The sequence below is a fragment of the Kitasatospora sp. NPDC127067 genome, assembly GCF_042724755.1.
GTDB lineage: Bacteria > Actinomycetota > Actinomycetes > Streptomycetales > Streptomycetaceae > Kitasatospora > Kitasatospora lactacystinica.
In genome coordinates, this window is the sequence record NZ_JBHXEM010000028.1 from 1 (window position 1) to 16,112 (window position 16,112).

Annotated in this window: 10 protein-coding genes; 4 read left to right on the forward strand and 6 right to left on the reverse strand. The window is 74.9% G+C overall.

What is annotated here, in order from left to right:
- The 3 genes from ACFWJ4_RS14810 to ACFWJ4_RS14820 all read left to right on the forward strand — a co-directional run.
- Positions 1–4,851: amino acid adenylation domain-containing protein (locus ACFWJ4_RS14810; RefSeq protein WP_380543482.1), on the forward strand; the 4,851-nt coding region annotated here is incomplete at its 5' end.
- 311 nt (positions 4,852–5,162) lie between these two features.
- The gene (locus ACFWJ4_RS14815; RefSeq protein ID WP_380543641.1) at positions 5,163–6,590 is read left to right on the forward strand and encodes an APC family permease; all 1,428 of its coding nucleotides are present in this window, start codon (positions 5,163–5,165) and stop codon (positions 6,588–6,590) included.
- Positions 6,591–6,642: 52 nt separating this feature from the next.
- Positions 6,643–8,280, forward strand: a complete 1,638-nt coding sequence (locus ACFWJ4_RS14820) for an amidohydrolase (protein ID WP_380543485.1) — start codon at positions 6,643–6,645, stop codon at positions 8,278–8,280.
- A 190-nt stretch (positions 8,281–8,470) separates the two neighbouring features.
- Here ACFWJ4_RS14820 and ACFWJ4_RS14825 read toward each other — a convergent pair whose 3' ends face one another.
- The 3 genes from ACFWJ4_RS14825 to ACFWJ4_RS14835 all read right to left on the reverse strand — a co-directional run bounded on the left by ACFWJ4_RS14825 (position 8,471) and on the right by ACFWJ4_RS14835 (position 11,456).
- Positions 8,471–9,178 carry a TetR/AcrR family transcriptional regulator gene (locus ACFWJ4_RS14825; protein WP_380543488.1) on the reverse strand — a complete coding sequence of 236 codons (708 nt, stop codon included), beginning with the start codon at positions 9,176–9,178 and terminating at the stop codon, positions 8,471–8,473.
- A gap of 72 nt (positions 9,179–9,250) precedes the next feature.
- Entirely contained in the window at positions 9,251–10,606 is a 1,356-nt protein-coding gene (locus ACFWJ4_RS14830) for a helix-turn-helix domain-containing protein (RefSeq protein WP_380543491.1), read from the reverse strand.
- A 109-nt stretch (positions 10,607–10,715) separates the two neighbouring features.
- Positions 10,716–11,456 (reverse strand): hypothetical protein, encoded by a 741-nt coding sequence (locus tag ACFWJ4_RS14835; RefSeq protein ID WP_380543494.1) that lies wholly within the window; start codon positions 11,454–11,456, stop codon positions 10,716–10,718.
- Between the two features lie 456 nt (positions 11,457–11,912).
- On the opposite strand from ACFWJ4_RS14835, the gene ACFWJ4_RS14840 reads away from it, so the two are divergent.
- Entirely contained in the window at positions 11,913–12,323 is a 411-nt protein-coding gene (locus ACFWJ4_RS14840) for a metalloregulator ArsR/SmtB family transcription factor (protein ID WP_359897608.1), read from the forward strand.
- Positions 12,324–12,372: 49 nt separating this feature from the next.
- Here the strand turns inward: ACFWJ4_RS14840 and ACFWJ4_RS14845 are convergent, their stop codons facing one another.
- The 3 genes from ACFWJ4_RS14845 to ACFWJ4_RS14855 all read right to left on the reverse strand — a co-directional run bounded on the left by ACFWJ4_RS14845 (position 12,373) and on the right by ACFWJ4_RS14855 (position 16,110).
- A complete protein-coding gene (locus ACFWJ4_RS14845; protein ID WP_380543497.1) occupies positions 12,373–13,758 on the reverse strand; it encodes a nitrate/sulfonate/bicarbonate ABC transporter ATP-binding protein in 1,386 nt (461 codons plus the stop codon).
- Positions 13,759–13,772: 14 nt separating this feature from the next.
- Positions 13,773–15,578 (reverse strand): ABC transporter permease, encoded by a 1,806-nt coding sequence (locus ACFWJ4_RS14850; protein WP_380543500.1) that lies wholly within the window; start codon positions 15,576–15,578, stop codon positions 13,773–13,775.
- 148 nt (positions 15,579–15,726) lie between these two features.
- Positions 15,727–16,110: a winged helix-turn-helix domain-containing protein gene (locus ACFWJ4_RS14855; RefSeq protein ID WP_380543503.1), complete on the reverse strand. Its 384-nt coding sequence runs from the start codon at positions 16,108–16,110 to the stop codon at positions 15,727–15,729.
- Positions 16,111–16,112 lie beyond the last annotated feature (2 nt).

Genomic DNA, 16,112 nt, shown 5'->3' on the forward strand with positions numbered 1-16,112 from the left:
GGGACGGCGACGGTGCCGATCGGTGGGCCGGTCGGCAACACCCGGGTGTACGTGCTGGACGCGGCCCTGCGTCCGGTTCCGGTCGGTGTGGCAGGTGAGTTGTACCTCGCCGGTGTGCAGTTGGCACGTGGGTATCTGAACCGTCCGGGTCTGACGGCGGAGCGCTTCGTGGCCTGCCCGTTCGGCGAGTCCGGGGAGCGGATGTACCGCACGGGTGACCTCGCCCGTTGGCGCGAGGACGGCACGCTCGACTACCTGGGCCGGACCGACGACCAGGTGAAGGTGCGCGGTTACCGCATCGAGCTGGGCGAGATCGAGGCGGCCGTCCTCGGTCGGTCGGGTGTCGCGCAGGCGGCCGTGATCGTCCGCGAGGACGTTCCGGGCGACAAGCGCATTGCCGCCTACATCGTCCCCGCCGCCGCTGCGGAGATCGATACCGCCGCCTTGCGCGGCACCCTCGCGACGGTGTTGCCGGAGTACATGGTCCCGTCCGCGATCGTGCTGCTGGACGCGCTCCCGCTGACGGTCAACGGCAAGCTGGACCGCCGCGCTCTGCCGGCCCCCGAGATCACCGCGATCCAGGAGGCCTACCGGGCGCCGCGCACGGCGGACGAGCAGGTGGTCTGCGAGGTGTTCGCCGAGGTCCTGGGCCTGCCCCAGGTGGGCATCGACGACAACTTCTTCGAGCTGGGCGGTCACTCCCTGCTGGCGGTCACCCTGGTCGAGCGCCTGCGCTCGCGCGGCCTCCAGGTCTCGGTGCGTGGACTGTTCCAGGTGCCGACGCCCGCCGGGCTGGCGGCCGCCGACACCGGCCGGGCCTTCGTGGTGCCGGAGAACCGGATCCCGAGGGACGCGACCGCGCTGACCCCGGACATGGTCACGCTGGCCGAGCTGAGCCAGGCGGACCTCGACCGGATCAGTGCGGCGGTCCCGGGCGGTGCGGCGAACGTCGCGGACGTCTATCCGCTGGCGCCGCTGCAGGAGGGGATCTTCTTCCACCATCTGCTGGACGCGGACCAGGGGCGCGATGTCTACATCGTTCCGGTCGTTCTGGGCTTCGATTCGCGTGGGCGCATGGACGACTTCGTCGCCGCGCTCCAGCACGTCGTCGACCGGCACGACATCCTGCGGACGGCCGTGCTGTGGGAGAGCCTGCCCCAGCCGCTCCAGGTCGTCCTGCGCCGGGCAACTCTGCCCGTTCACGAGGTCACGCTGTCCCGTGACTCCCGTGACTCCCGTGACTCCGGTGATTTCGGCGACGACGCGGTGGCCCGGCTGCTGGCGGCGTGCCCGCCCTCGATGGACATCAGCCGCGCACCCATGATCGATCTGACGATCACTCAGGACGGTGAATCCGGGCAGTGGTTGATGGCTCTGCGCAGCCACCACCTCACTCGCGACCACCAGGCCCTGGAGATCCTCTTCGACGAGGTGCGCGCGCACCTGGAGCACGAGGAGGACCGCCTGCCCGAGCCGGCGCCGTACCGCGACTTCGTCGCCCACGCCCGCCTGGCGGTCACCGCCGAGCAGCACCGCGCGTACTTCGAGCGGGCGCTCGGTGACGTCGAGGAGCCGACCGCGCCGTACGGCGTGCTCGACACCCACGGCGACGGCAGCGGCACCGGCGAGGCGATCGTCGAGCTGTCGGCCGAACTGGCCGGCCGGGTCCGTGAGCAGGCGCGTCGCCACGGCGTCAGCGCGGCGGCGTTCTTCCACCTGGCCTGGGCCCGCGTCGCGGCCGCGACGACCGGGCAGACGCACCCCGTGTTCGGCACGGTGTTCCTGGGCCGGATGGACGCGGGAGGCACCGCGCACCGGACGCCGGGTCTGTACATCAACACCCTGCCGATCCGGATCGACGCGACCCGGGCACTGGACGCCGGACTGCGGGCCGCGCAGGTGCAGTTGGGCGAGCTGCTGCGGCACGAGCACGCCCCGCTGACCCTCGCCCAGCAGGCCACCGGCCTGCCGGCGCAGAGCCCGCTGTTCACCTCGCTCCTCAACTACCGCCACAGCCCCGGCGCGACGGGCGAGGGCACCGGCCTCGCCGGGATCCGGGTGCTGTACGGGCACGAGCGGACCAACTACCCGCTCACGGCCTCGGTGGACGACACCGGTGCCGGCTTCCGGCTCTCGGTGCAGGCGGGTTCGCCGATCGACCCGGACGCGGTGTGCGGTCTGCTGCACACGGCGGTCGAGAACATGGTCGGCGCGCTGGAGCGGGACGCCGGTACGTCGCTGGAGCGGATTCCCGTCCTCGACGACCGGCAGCGCGACCGGCTGCTGACCGCGTGGAACGACACCGCCTCCGACGTTCCGGCCGCGACGGTCGGCGAGCTCTTCGAGGCCCAGGTGGCGCGGCTGCCGGAGGCGGTCGCGGTGGCCGCCGACGGGGCCGAGGTGTCCTACCGGGAGCTGGACGCCCGGGCGAACCGCCTGGCCAGGCTGCTGGTGTCGCGGGGCGTGGGCGCGGAGTCCGTGGTCGGCGTCTGCCTGGAGCGCGGGGTCGGGCTGATGGTCGCGCTGCTGGCGGTGGTCAAGGCCGGCGGTGCGTACATGCCGATCGACCCGGCGTACCCGGCGGACCGGATCGGCTACATGCTGGAGGACGCGAGGCCGGTGACGGTGCTGGCCTCGGCGGGCACGGTGTCGGCTCTGCCCGGTTCCGGCGCGCTGGTCCTGGACGCGCCGGAGACGGTGGCGGAGCTGGCCGGCCTGGACGGCGGCGCGCTGGTGGACCGCGTGGTGCGGACCGCGGACGCGGCGTACGTGATCTACACCTCCGGGTCGACCGGTCGCCCCAAGGGCGTGCTGGTCTCCCACGCGGGTGTGGCGAGCCTGGTGGCCGGTCAGGTGCGGTACCTGGGGGTCGGCTCCGGGTCGAGGGTCGGGCAGTTCGCCTCGGCGGGCTTCGACACCTTCGGCTGGGAGTGGTTCATGGCCCTGCTGACCGGCGCGGCCCTGGTGGTGATCCCGCAGGACCGCCGCCTGGGCGAGGCCCTGCCGCACTTCCTGGCGGAGCAGCGGGTCACCCATGTGACGCTGCCGCCGGCCGTGCTGGCGACGCTGGACGAGCGGTCGATCGCCGACGACGTCGTCCTGGTGACCGCCGGTGAGGCCTGTCCGCCGGACGTGATGGCCCGCTGGATGCGCGACCACCGGGTGTTCAACTCGTACGGCCCGACCGAGACGACGGTGGACGCCACGATGTGGCCGTGCGATCCGTCGGCGGGCGTGGTGTCGATCGGTTCGCCGGTGGTCGACACCCGGGTGTTCGTGCTGGACAGGTTCCTCGCACCGGTTCCGGTCGGGGTGCCCGGCGAGATGTACGTGGCGGGTGCCGGCCTGGCCCGGGGCTACCTGGGCCGCCGGGGTCTGACGGCGGAGCGGTTCGTGGCCTGCCCGTTCGGTTCGGCCGGGGGTGGGCCCCTCGCCCCCAGCCTGGCGGCTGGGAGGTGCCCCCAGCCCGGTGGCGGGCAAGGAGGGAGGATGTACCGCACCGGTGACCTGGCTCGCTGGCGCGAGGACGGGACGCTGGAGTACCTGGGCCGTACCGACGACCAGGTGAAGATCCGCGGCCACCGCATCGAGCTGGGCGAGATCGAGGCCGCCCTGCTCGGCCGGCCCGGGATCGCGCAGGCCACCGTGATCGTCCGCGAGGACGTCCCCGGTGACCGGCGCATCGCCGCCTACGTCGTCCCGGCCGTGGCCGCGGAGGTGGACGTCGCCGAGGTCCGGGCCGGGCTGGGCGGGGTGCTGCCGGAGTACATGGTCCCGTCCGCGATCACGGTGCTGGACGCGCTGCCGCTGACGGTCAACGGCAAGCTGGACCGTCGTGCGCTGCCGGCGCCGGACCGGGCGGAGCTGCTGGAGTCGTCCTACCGGGCGCCGCGCACGGCGGACGAGCGGCTGGTCTGCGAGGTGTTCGCCGAGGTCCTGGGCCTGCCCCGGGTCGGCATCGACGACAACTTCTTCGAGCTGGGCGGGCATTCGCTGCTGGCGGTGACACTGGTCGACCGGCTGCGGTCGACGCTCGGGGTCGCGGTGGGGGTCCGGAACCTCTTCGAGGGCCCCACGGTCGAGTCCCTGGTCCGGGGGCTGCGCCGGCCGGCGGGCGCGGAGGGGCTCAAGGTCCTGCTCCCGCTGCGCGCGGGTGGCGAGCGGCCGCCGTTCTTCGCGGTGCACCCGGCCGGTGGTCTCAGCTGGTGCTACGCCCCGCTGACCGGGATCATGCCCGAGGAATGGCCGCTGTACGGCCTCCAGGCGCGCGGTCTGAGCGAGCCGGGCGCGTTGCCGGGTTCGGTCAAGGAGATGGCGGCGGACTACGTCGAGCAGGTCCGGGCGGTGCAGCCGAGCGGCCCGTACCACCTGCTGGGCTGGTCGCTGGGCGGTGTCGTCGCGCACGAGATGGCGGTGCAGCTGCAGGCCGTCGGCGAGGAGGTCGGCGCGCTGGTCGCGCTCGACGCCTACCCGTCGGTCACCGTGGACCAGGGCGTGGACGAGCCCGGGATCGAGGAGGTCGACTGGACCGACGCCGTCCTGCGGGTCGGCGAGCGCTTCGGCCTCGACCTCTCCGACGAGGAGCTGGCCGTGGCCGAGGGCGTCCGGGCGAACAACGTCGAGATCGCGACGGCGCACGTTCCGGGGACGTTCCAGGGCGACCTGATCCACGTGGCGGCGCTGCTGGGCAAGCCGGCCGGGACGCCGCTCGGGGTCCGGTGGAAGCCGTACGTCACCGGCGAGGTGGTGCAGACGGCCCTGCCGTGCGGGCACCACGAGCTGGCCCGGCCGGAGGCGCTGCGGGCGGCCTGGGACGCGACGAGCCGGTGGCTGGAGGGCCCGGAGGGTTAGGACCCCGGCAGGAAGCACCGGGAAGAGCAGGAGACACCGAGGGGCCCGCCGGACGACCGGCGGGCCCCTCGGGCCGGGCCGGGCCGGGCCGGGACGGGCGGCGATGGCGCGGAGGCTTATGACAACGCCATTGACGTGTGGCGGGGCCGCCGGTTTCATGGCTCGCACTTCCCGCCCGCGTCACCCTCTGCGACCGGTGCCGGGATTCCCCCACACGCGCACCCCACGACCAAGGCGGTGATCCGTTGGCATCGACGGTGAAGGACACGGGCGGCGGCCCGAGAGCGGACGCGCGAAGCTCCCACGTCACGATGCGCAAGTCGCTCGGCCTGGTGGACGGAGCGGTGATCGCCGCCTCCAGCACGGCCGCCACCAGCAGCATCGGGATCGGCCTGGGCCTGATGGCCGGGGTGGTCGGCCTGCACCTTCCGGCGATCATGCTGCTGGCCTTCCTGCCGGTGCTCGCCATCGCCGGCGGGTACGGGCGGCTGAACGCCGTCGAGCCGGACGCGGGCAGCAGCTACCGGTGGGTCGGGCGCATCCTCAGCCCCTGGCTGGGCTTCCTGACCGGGTGGGTGAACACCGTGGGGACCGTGGTCTTCATGGCGTACACCACGACCGTCACCGGCTCCTCGATCGTCCAGCTGCTGGACCAGGCCCACGTCCGCAGCGTCGCCGGGCTGCGGCTCGACGCCGACTCGACCGTCCAGTGCACCCTGATCGGCCTGGTGGTGCTGGTGGGCGCCGCACTGGTCGCGGTGCGCGGGCTGGACCTGGCGGCCAGGCTGCAGAAGGCGCTGCTGGTCTTCGAGTACGCCGTGCTGCTCGGCTTCTGCGGCTACGGGCTGTTCGCCGGCGACCAGCCGTTCTCGCTCCAGTGGTACAACCCCTTCGACATCCCCTCCTTCGACGCGGTCGCCCAGGGCATGGTGCTCGCGGTGTTCTGCTACTGGGGCTTCGAGTCGGTGTTCAGCGTCGGCGAGGAGGTGCGCGACCCGCGGGACGCCTCCCGGGGCGGTCTGCTGGCCCTGATGGTGATGCTGGCGCTGTTCCTGCTCGCCGGAACGGCCTTCCAGCGGGTGCTGCCGATCGACGAGTTGGCCGACAACGGCGCTCACGGGCTGACCTACTTCGGCACCAAGCTCGCCGAACAGCCGCTGGCCGCACTGCCGTTGATCGCGCTGATGTTCTCCGCCGTGGCCTCGCTGCAGTCCTCGGTGATCCCGACCGCCCGCGGGATGTACGCGATGGGGCGCGACCGGGTGCTCGGCCCGGTCTGGACCCGGCTGCACACCCGGCACGCCACGCCCGCCGTCGGCACCCTGCTGATCACCGGCGTCGCGGTCCTGCTGGCGCTGGCCTCGATCGCCATCCCGACCGTCAACGACCTGATCTCGGCCGCGGTCAACGCGATCGGCATCGTCGTCGCGCTCTACTACGCGCTGACCGCCGTCGCCGCCGCCGTCCGGTTCCGCGGGCTGCTGCGCACCGACCTGCCGGAGGGGCTGCGCGCGGTCGTCGGGCCGCTGCTGGGCGCGGCGGCGCTGCTCGCCGTCGGCGGGTACCTGGCCTGGAGCTTCTACGACTCCACGGACCACTTCGAACTCGCCGCGGACAACGGGTGGTTCGAGCTGTCCGTGGTGATCATGATGGTGGTCAGCGGGCTGCCGGCGGCGGCCTGGGCCCGCTGGCGGCGGCGCTCGCCGTACTTCCTGCGGGAGGGCGCCGTGGCCGAGTGACCCCGCGGTACGGCAGGACGAATCACGAGGACGCGAGAACGGAGCACCACCCATGACCGAGGCCGATCTGGTCTTCACCCACGGCCCCGTCCACACCGGCGACGCGGCCCGCACCCGGGCGAGCGGCCTGGCGGTCGTCGGCGAACGGATCACCGCCGTCGGGCACGACGAGGTCCGGGAGCTGATCGGGCCGAGGACGGAGGTCGTCGACCTCACCGGCAAACTGCTGCTGCCCGGCTTCCAGGACGCGCACATCCACGCGGTGTTCGGCGGCGCCGAGCTGGCTTCCTGCGACCTCACCGGGACGGTCGGCGTCGCCGACTACCTGGAGCGCGTCCGGGCGTACGCCGACGCCAACCCGGAGCAGGAGTGGATCACCGGCAGCGGGTGGTCGATGGAGAGCTTCGAGGGCGGACTGCCCACCCGGCAGCTGCTCGACTCCGTCGTCCCCGACCGGCCGGTGTACCTGACCAACCGGGACCACCACGGCGCCTGGGCCAACACCAGGGCGCTGGAACTCGCCGGGCTCACCGCCGACACCCCCGACCCGGCCGACGGACGGATCGAGCGCGAGGCCGACGGCACTCCCGGCGGCACCCTCCAGGAGGGCGCCACCGCCCTGGTCGCCCGGCTGGTGCCGCCCTCGACCGCCGCAGACCGGCTCGACGGACTGCTGCGCGCCCAGCGGCTGCTGCACTCGCTCGGCATCACCGGCTGGCAGGACGCGCTGCTCGGCGAGTTCAACGGCCAGCCGGACCCGTCGGACGCCTACCTGGCCGCCGCCCGCTCCGGCGCGCTGACCGCCCGGGTGACCGGCGCACTGTGGTGGGAGCGGGACCGGGGCGCCGAACAGATCCCCGAACTCGTTCGGCGACGCGCGGAGTTGAGCCACGGACGGTTCCGGGCCGGCTCGGTGAAGATCATGCAGGACGGCATCGCGGAGAACTTCACCGCCGCGATGACCAGCCCCTACCTGGACGGCTGCGGCTGCGCCACCGCCAACTCCGGCCTCAGCTTCGTCGATCCGGTGGCGCTGCGCGGCCACGTCACCGCACTGGACGCGCTCGACTTCCAGGTCCACTTCCACGCGCTCGGCGACCGGGCCGTGCGCGAGGCGCTGGACGCCGTCGAGGCCGCCCGCACCGCCAACGGCCGGCGCGGCGCCCGGCACCACCTCGCCCACCTCCAGGTGGTCCACCCGGACGACCTCCCGCGCTTCGCCCGGCTCGGCGCCGTCGCCAACATCCAGCCGCTGTGGGCCGCGCACGAGCCGCAGATGGACGAGCTGACCATCCCCTTCCTGGGGCCCGAACGGGCCGCCTGGCAGTACCCGTTCGGCGCCCTCCAGCGGGCCGGCGCCACCCTGGCGGCGGGCAGCGACTGGCCGGTGAGCAGCCCGGACCCGCTGGCGGGGCTGCACGTGGCGGTCAACCGGATGGAACCGGAGGCCACCGACGGGCGGGTCTTCCTGCCCGAGCAGCGGCTCGACCTGGGCTCGGCCATCGCCGCGTACACGGCCGGCAGCGCGTACCTCAACGGGCACGACGACGCCGGCGTGCTGGCGGCCGGGCGGCTCGCGGACCTGGTCGTGCTCGACCGGGACATCCTCACCGGGCCGCCGGAGGAGATCGCGCGGGCGCGGGTCCTGCGGACGTACGTCGGCGGCGAGTTGGTGCACGCGGCGGACTGAGCCGGGCAGGGGCCGGACCGGCCGTCGGCGGTGGGCGTACGGGGGCTCACCGCCGGCGGCCGGCGGCGTGCCCGGGCCCGGGCGGTGCCGCGCCGGGCGTCCGAGGCCGGCCGCCCCCGTCACCGCGCGCCGTGCCCGCCACGCCCGCCACGCCCGCCACGAGGAAGGTCACGCCGTCGGCCCGCCCGCCTCAGCCGCCCGCCGCTCGCAGCCGGGCCTCGGCGGCCTCCAGGAGCAGGTCCAGGGCGTACGGGTAGCCGCTGCGGCGCATGTCGGTGGTGAGCAGGTGGGCGGTGGCCGCGATGTGGGGGTGGTCGGCGGCGCCGAGCCGGGCGTAGGAGGCCTGCCAGACCTGGAGGTCGGCGTTCTGGGCAGGGGCCGGGAGGGCGAGCGTGGCGGCGTCCAGGGCGGCGAAGCCGAGGCTCTGGTCGACGAAGGCGTGGTAGATCCGGACGGCCTCCGGGTCCGGGAAGCCCGCCGTGCGCAGGACGCCGAGGATCGCCTCGACGGCGGCGATCTCGTGGGTGCGGCCGGTGGTGCGGTGGGCGGCGAGGATGGCGGCCTGCGGGTGGGCCAGGTAGCTGGCGTGGATGCGCAGACCGATGGCGCGCAGGTCGGCGCGCCAGTCGCCGGTGGGCCGCCAGCCGTGCTGGGCGCGGCCGATCAGCTCGTCGGCGACGGCGAGCAGCAGGTCGTCGGTGCTGTGGAAGTAGCGGTAGACCGCGCTCGGGTCGGCGCCGAGCGCGGCGCCGAGCCGCCGCACCGTGAGCGCCTCGGTGCCGTGGCTGCCGATCAGCCGGATCGCGGTCCCGACGATCAGCTCGGCGGACAGCACCACGCCCTGCTTGGTGGGGCGGCGTCGACGGCGCTGCGGTTCGGGGACTACGCGGTCGGTCATCCCCCGAGGTTATGCCCGCACCGTTGACGTAGGCCAGGGGTCGGGCGCCCCGGCCCCGGCCGTCGGCCGGACTCAGCCCTCGTTGTGGGCCGGGGCCCAGGAGGTGCCGTTGTGGATGTAGTTCGGCGCGCCCTGCATGCCGACGGTGCGGAACGGCTGCTGGTCGCCGAGGTCCACCCGCATCGTGCCCTTGCGGCCGTCCTTGCCGGTCCACACCAGTTCGAGGAACCAGCTGACGTCCTGGGAACGGGTGGCGGCGTCCACATCGATCACCTGCGGGTCGGTGGCCGAGATCCGGTACGGGAAGTCCGTCGTGCCGGTCCTCCGTTCGCCCTCCCGGCCCGCGACGGGGACGAGGCGCGGCGTGGCCGCGTCGAGGTCGACCGCGAAGGACGCCGGTTCGAGCCCGCCTCCGCAGCCGGACCCGGGCGTGTAGGCGTTCCACTTGGGGGCGGGCCGGGTGCTGACCACCTGTACGGACATGGAGTTCAGCACGACGGCGTCCGAGCTCGCGCCCAGGGCGGTCAGCTCGATGCGCAGGTGCCCGGCCGGGACCAGGCGCTGGGAGGCCGCCCAGCTGTCGATCCGGCCGGAGGACGACGGGGGCGGGGTCACCTGGGCGGGGGAGCGGGCGGAGAGGAACCACTGGTCGCAGGGGCTGCCCCAGCCGTTGCTGAGGACACTGACGTGGAAGGGCGCGGGGAGGTCCTCGGGGGCCGCCGGGGCGGCGGACGGGGTGTCCGGGGCGGCGGAGCCCGCGGGGGCCGGCGGCGCCGGGGCACCGGTGGGCGCGGTGCCGGCCCCCGCGGTGGCGGCGACGGACGGTGAGATGGGCGAGGAGGCGGGCGAGGAGGCGGAGGCGTTCGGGGTGCCGCCGGTGCCGCCGGTGCCGCCGGTGTCGCGCAGGAGGAGGCCGGAGGCCACGGCGGCCAGCGCGACCACGGCGGTCGCGCTCAGCAGCACCCGGGTGCGGATGCGGTGGCGCGGCCCGGCGGGCGGGGGCGCGAGGTGGGTGGTCGTCACCTCCTGTTCCTCCTCCGGCGCGGCGGCGGACTGCGGGTCGGGTGCGGCTTCCGGCCGGAGCCGCGGCTCCGCTTCCGGCTGCGGCTGCGGTGTCGGTGCGGGTGTCGGCGTGGGCGCCGGTGCGGCGGCGGCCGGGGTGCCCGCGGAGGAGGCCTCCCGGCGGCGGGCCGCGTCGGCCAGGATCCAGCGGCGGTGCAGCTCGACCAGTTCCTCGCCGCCGGCCCCGCAGACCCGGGCCAGCCGCTCCACCGGCGCGTACTCGGTCGGTACGGCGGCGCCGTTGCAGTAGCGGTGCAGGGTGGAGGTGCTGACGTGCAGCCGGGTGGCCAGGGCCCCGTAGCTGCGGCCCGAACGCTCCTTGAGTTCGCGCAGCATCGCCGCGAACTCCTCGGTCTCCACACTCATCTGCTGCCCTTCCCCCACCCCGGGCCCGGCCCGGGATGCCGTCGATCCGCGAATCACCGTACCGGCAGGCCGGGGCGGGGACCGGGGCAGGGGAGTGCGAAGCGGCAGGTCAGCTCCGGCCGGCCGTCTCCGTGGAGGCCGCCGCGTCGGCGACGCTCTCCCGGTACAGGCCGAGCTTCGGCTGCTTGCCCACCTTCGCGCCGGCGCCGAGCGGGAAGTTCCGGGTGTCGGCGTTGGGCATCTGGTCGTCGGGCAGGACGTTCAGCTGGTCCACGTCGGCCACCCCGCCGCTGCCGGGGTTGAGGTCCACCACCGCGTAGGTGCTCCTGCCGGGAGCCAGCGCGTAGGCCGGCGGGCCGCCCAGCCCGCCCGGAACCAGTGGGGTGAGGTCGTCGCCGTGCTGGGGGGCCTTCGAGCTGCCGAGGCCGATGAGCGGGTAGTAGCTCAGGCCGCAGTAGGCGGTGCCCTGGTTGTGGACCTCGATCACCCGCTGGTCGGGCGACCCGGCCCGGGCGGACACCTTGACCGTCAGCTTGTCGGCCTTGCAGGGGTGGGTGTAGGCGTACGCCTCGTCGCCGGCGGCTGCGGCCCCGCCGCCCGTGGCGGGGACCACGGGGGTCTTCGGGCGGGCGGAGCCGCCTGGGGTCGGCCGGTCGGCGGGCGCGGCGGGCGCGGCGGGCACGGCGGGTGCGGCGGGTGCCGCGGCACCGGGGGCGGTGCCGGCCGCGGTGGTCCCGGCGGGCTTCGCGGGCCGGGCCGCGTCGCCGCCGTCCGGCCCGCAGGCGGTCAGGGCGAGGGCGGCGCCCAGGGCGAGGGCGGCCGGGACGAACAGGGCACGGCGAGCGGACATGGAGGTTCCCCCGTGAGGTTGCGGATGAAGGAGGCGAGGAAGGCGGCGGGCCGTCGGCGCCGACCGCTGGGCAGCACTCTGGTCCGTCGTCCGGCCGGTCCGCCAGACCTCCCCGCCGAGCCGGGACGCTGGAACGGTTCCACCCCCGTTGACCTGCGGGTTCACACCCGCCTGGAACGGCCTCCCGGAACGCCGCGAGGCCCTCCGGGGCGCCGGCGGCGGAGCCGGGGCGCGTCGTGCGGACCTTCGCCGGGTGCACCACGCGCCCCCGGCGTCCGGCCGGGAGGTGCCCCCACCTCGGCCTCGCGAGGCACGCACTCCGAGGCCGCGCCCCGACGCCGCGTACACGACGCCGCGCCCCGATCCGACAGGACCCACCGGACACGTCCCGGGCCCGGCCGGTGCCATCGTCGAGGGGCGGGTCGGCGGGCCGGCGGGCGTCGGTACGATCCCTGTATGGGTGGTGCGCGGGAAGAGGCCTGGGACGCCGAGGCGGCGGAGCGGGCGGTGGCGGTGCTGAAGGCGGTGGCGGACCCGTCGCGGTACCGGCTGCTGTGGGCGCTGAGCCACCGGGAGCTGCCGGTGAGCGAGCTGGCCGAACTGCTGGGGGCGCACGTGTCGGCGACCTCGCAGCACCTGGCGAAGCTGCGCGCGGCCGGGCTGGTGGTGGCGCGCCGGGAGGGGACGCGGATCTTCTACCGGGCCACCGAGGTGCGCGGGCTGCTCACCGAGGCCGCGCTGATCGCCCACGACCTGCCCGCCCGCCGCGACGGCGACGACGACGGCGCCGCCCCGGCCGGTGCCACCGCGCCGCAGCCCTTCGCCCGCGCGGCCCGCGCGGTGCGCCGCCGCCCGGCGACCGGCTGAGCCCTCCCCGGCCCTCCGCAGTGCCTCGCCCGGCGTCGGGCCGGGCCGGTCAGCGGCCCGGCGCCGCCAGCCGGTACTCCTGCCGGTCGGCGTCGTACGCGAAGAGTCCCGCGTAGCGGCCCCAGTCGGTGGCGGTCTCCAACTGCCGGTCGGTCTGTTCGCCGGTGTAGTGGCGGCCGAGCAGGTCGCGCAGGAAGCCGGTGCGGACGGTGGCGCCGGGCCGGCCGCCGAGGCTGTTGGCGATCAGCTTGATCAGCGGGACCTCCAGGGCGGCGGCGGCGAAGACGGCGCGGGCCTCCTGGGCGTCGGCCCCGGTGTAGGCGGCGCCCGTCGCGGTGAGCAGCAGGTCGTCGCCGTGGACCTCGGCGAAGCCCAGCAGGTCGAGGGCGTCGACCTGGGGGAGCAGGTCGTCGATGTCCAGGCCGAGTTCGTCGGCGAGGCCGGCCAGGTCGCAGCTCCCGCCCCGGTGGGCGATCGTCTCGGCGAGACCGGAGAGGCCGTCCACGCCGGCGCTGGGCAGCGGGGTGGCGGCGACGGTGCGCCGTTCGGGGTCGGGTTCGGTGCGGCCGGACGGGCGGGTGTCCTTGGGCCGGCCGGTCATGATCCGGTACACCCGGTCCACCAGCTCGTCGAAGGCCGCCGAGTCGCGGTCGCGCGGCCGCTCCAGGGCGACCTCCACGGTCTCCCGGATCGTCCCGTACGGGCGGGCGCCGAGGACCACGATGCGGTCGGCCATCAGCACCGCCTCCTCGATGTTGTGGGTGACCAGGACGACGGCCCGGGTGGGGAACTGGCCGGACTCCCACAGCTCCATCAGCTCGCCGCGCAGGTTCTCGGCGGTGAGCACGTCGAGGGCGGAGAACGGCTCGTCCATCATCAGCACGTCCGGTTCGACGACCAGCGCCCGGGCGAAGCCGACCCGCTGGCGCATGCCGCCGGAGAGCTCCTTGGGGTAGGCGGAGGCGAAGCCGGTCAGGCCGATCAGGTCGATGGCCTGGTCGGCGGCCCGGGCGCGTTCCCGGGGCGGGACACCGCGGGCCTCCAGGCCGAGTTCGACGTTCTGCCGCACGGTCAGCCAGGGCAGCAGCGCGAAGGTCTGGAAGACCAGCGCGGTGCCGGGGTTGGCGCCGGTGAGCGGGGTGCCGCGGTAGCGGACGGTGCCGGAGCTGGGCGGGACCAGGCCGGCCAGGCAGCGCAGCAGGGTGGACTTGCCGGAGCCCGAGCGTCCGAGCACGGCGACGACCTCGCCGGCCCGGACGGTGAGGTCGATGCCGGAGAGCACCGGCAGTTCGCCGGCGGCCCCGGCGTAGGACTTGGTCAGACCGGCGGTCTCCAGCAGCGCCTCCCCGTCCCCGTCCCCGTCCTCGTGGGCGGCGGGTGCGGGTGCGGGGGCGGGTGCGGGCTCGGCGGCACGGTTGCGGAACGGGAAGCGCATCGGCGGACTCCGGACTACAGCGAGTAGCGGCGCTCGGCCAGCCGGTACAGCCGGCGCCAGAGCAGACGGTTGAGGGCGACGACGTACAGGCTCATCACCGCGACCCCGGCGAGCAGATGGGGGTGGTCGCCGCGCTCGGCGGCCCGGGCGATGTACGCGCCGAGGCCGGTCGCGGTCAGCGTGGTGGAGCCGAAGGTGACCACCTCGGCGACGATGGAGGCGTTCCAGGCGCCGCCGGAGGCGGTGATGCCGCCGGTGACGTACGCCGGGAAGACGCCGGGGAGGATCAGCCGCCGCCAGCGCTGCCACCCGCGTACGCCGAGGTCGTCCATGGCCTCGCGCAGGTCGGCGGGGACGGCCATGGCACCGGCGATGGCGTTGAACAGGATGTACCACTGGGAGCCGAGGGCCATCAGCAGGATGCCGCCGAGGTCGATCGACACCCCGGTGCGCAGCAGCAGCCAGACCACCAGGGGGAAGAGGAAGTTGGCGGGGAAGCCGGCCAGCACCTGGACGACGGGCTGGGCGATCCTGGTCAGCCGGGGCGAGAAGCCGATCTTCACGCCGATCGGCACCCAGACCACGGTGGCGACCGCGACCAGCACCACCACCCGGGCGAGGGTGGCGAGCCCGAGCAGCAGCGGCTCGCCGAAGACGCCGAGGCCGGTGCGGTCGGCCAGGTAGCGGCCGAGGTCGACGAGGCCCCACAGCACGATGCCGCCCGCGACGAGGGCGAAGGCCACGTCCCCGGCCCGCCGCCGGCCGGGGTGGACGGCCGGCGGGCGGTCGGCGGTGCCGAACACCCGCCCGGCCCGGTTCAGGGCCCGTCCGGCGGGGCGCAGCGCGCGGCCGAGTGCGGCGGGCAGCCGGGAGCGGCGCAGCAGGTCCAGCACGACCGAGCGCTGTACCTCGGTGGCCTCGGACTGCTCGTTCTTGAAGCGCTCGGCCCAGGCGGTGAGCGGCCGCCAGAACAGGAAGTTCACGCCGACCACCAGTACCACCATGGTGGCGATGGCCCAGCCGACCCGGCCGAGGTCCCCGGCGGCGATGGCCGCGCCCGCGTACGAGCCGACCCCGGGCAGCGCGTACCGCCGGCCGTCCACGGTGATCGCCTCGGAGGCGACCAGGAAGAACCAGCCGCCGCCGAAGCCGAGCATGCCGTTCCAGACCAGGCCGATCATGCCCGAGGGCAGCTCGACCTTCCAGAACCGCGTCCACCGGCTGAACCCGAAGGAGCGGGACAGCTCGTCGAGTTCGCGGGGCAGCGAGACCAGCGCCTGGTAGAAGGCGAAGGTCATGTTCCACGCCTGGGAGGTGAAGATGGCGAACACGGCGGCGCATTCGAGGCCGAGCACCGAGCCGGGGAAGAGGGCGAGGAAACCGGAGACCGCGAGGCTGAGGAAGGCGAGCACCGGCACCGACTGGAGGATGTCCAGCGCCGGGATCAGCACCCGTTCCAGCCGGCGGCTGCGGGCGGCCGCGTAGGCGTAGCAGAAGGTGAAGACGATCGAGAGGGCGAGCGCGGCGAACATCCGCAGCAGCGAGCGCGCCGCGTCGTACGGCAGCCGGGCCGGGTCGGTGTCGACGGCCGCGTCCAGGGTGGTGGAGAAGCGGACGGCGCCGCCCTGGCCGAGCCGCAGCACGAGGTAGAGCAGGACCAGGACGGCGGCCGCGACGACCAGGTCCGTCCAGACCCGCCCGCCGAGCCGGTGCGCGGTCCGGGTGGGCAGTGAGCCCCGGGACAGGCCCGGCAGCGAGCCCCGGGACACACCCGGCAGCGGGCTCCGGGACCGGCCCGGGGCGGGCTTCGTCAGGGTCATGGCGGTACCTCCGGGGCAAACCCGGGCAGTCTGCTCCCTCGGGACGTCCGTACGCAAACCCGCCCCGCCCCCACGGGGCCACCGGGTGCGCCCGGCCCCGGGTGGGGCGCCGTGTCCCGGCCCGGGGGCGCGCCGTCCCGGGCCGGGGTCAGGCGGTCCGGGCCAGCCGGGGGTCGTACTTGTAGCCGATCTGCCGGACGGTGGCGATCGCCTCCCGGTGCCCGGGGCCGAGCTTGCGCCGGATCCGGGCGATGTGGGTGGCGACGGTGCGGGAGTCGCCGGTGTCCGGGCGGCCCCAGACGTTCTCCATCAGCTGGCGCCGGGAGTGCACCCGCAGCGGGTTGCCGACCAGGTGCGCGAGCAGTTCGAACTCCAGGTACGGCATGGTGACGTGCCGGCCCTCGACGGTGACGGTGCGCTGGTCGGTGTCCACCACCAGGCCGGGCGCGGGCGCGGGTCGAGGGGCCGGGCGCCGGCCCGGGACGGGGTGGTGCGAGAAGACGGCGTCGAGCCTGGGGCGGTGCGGGACCATGG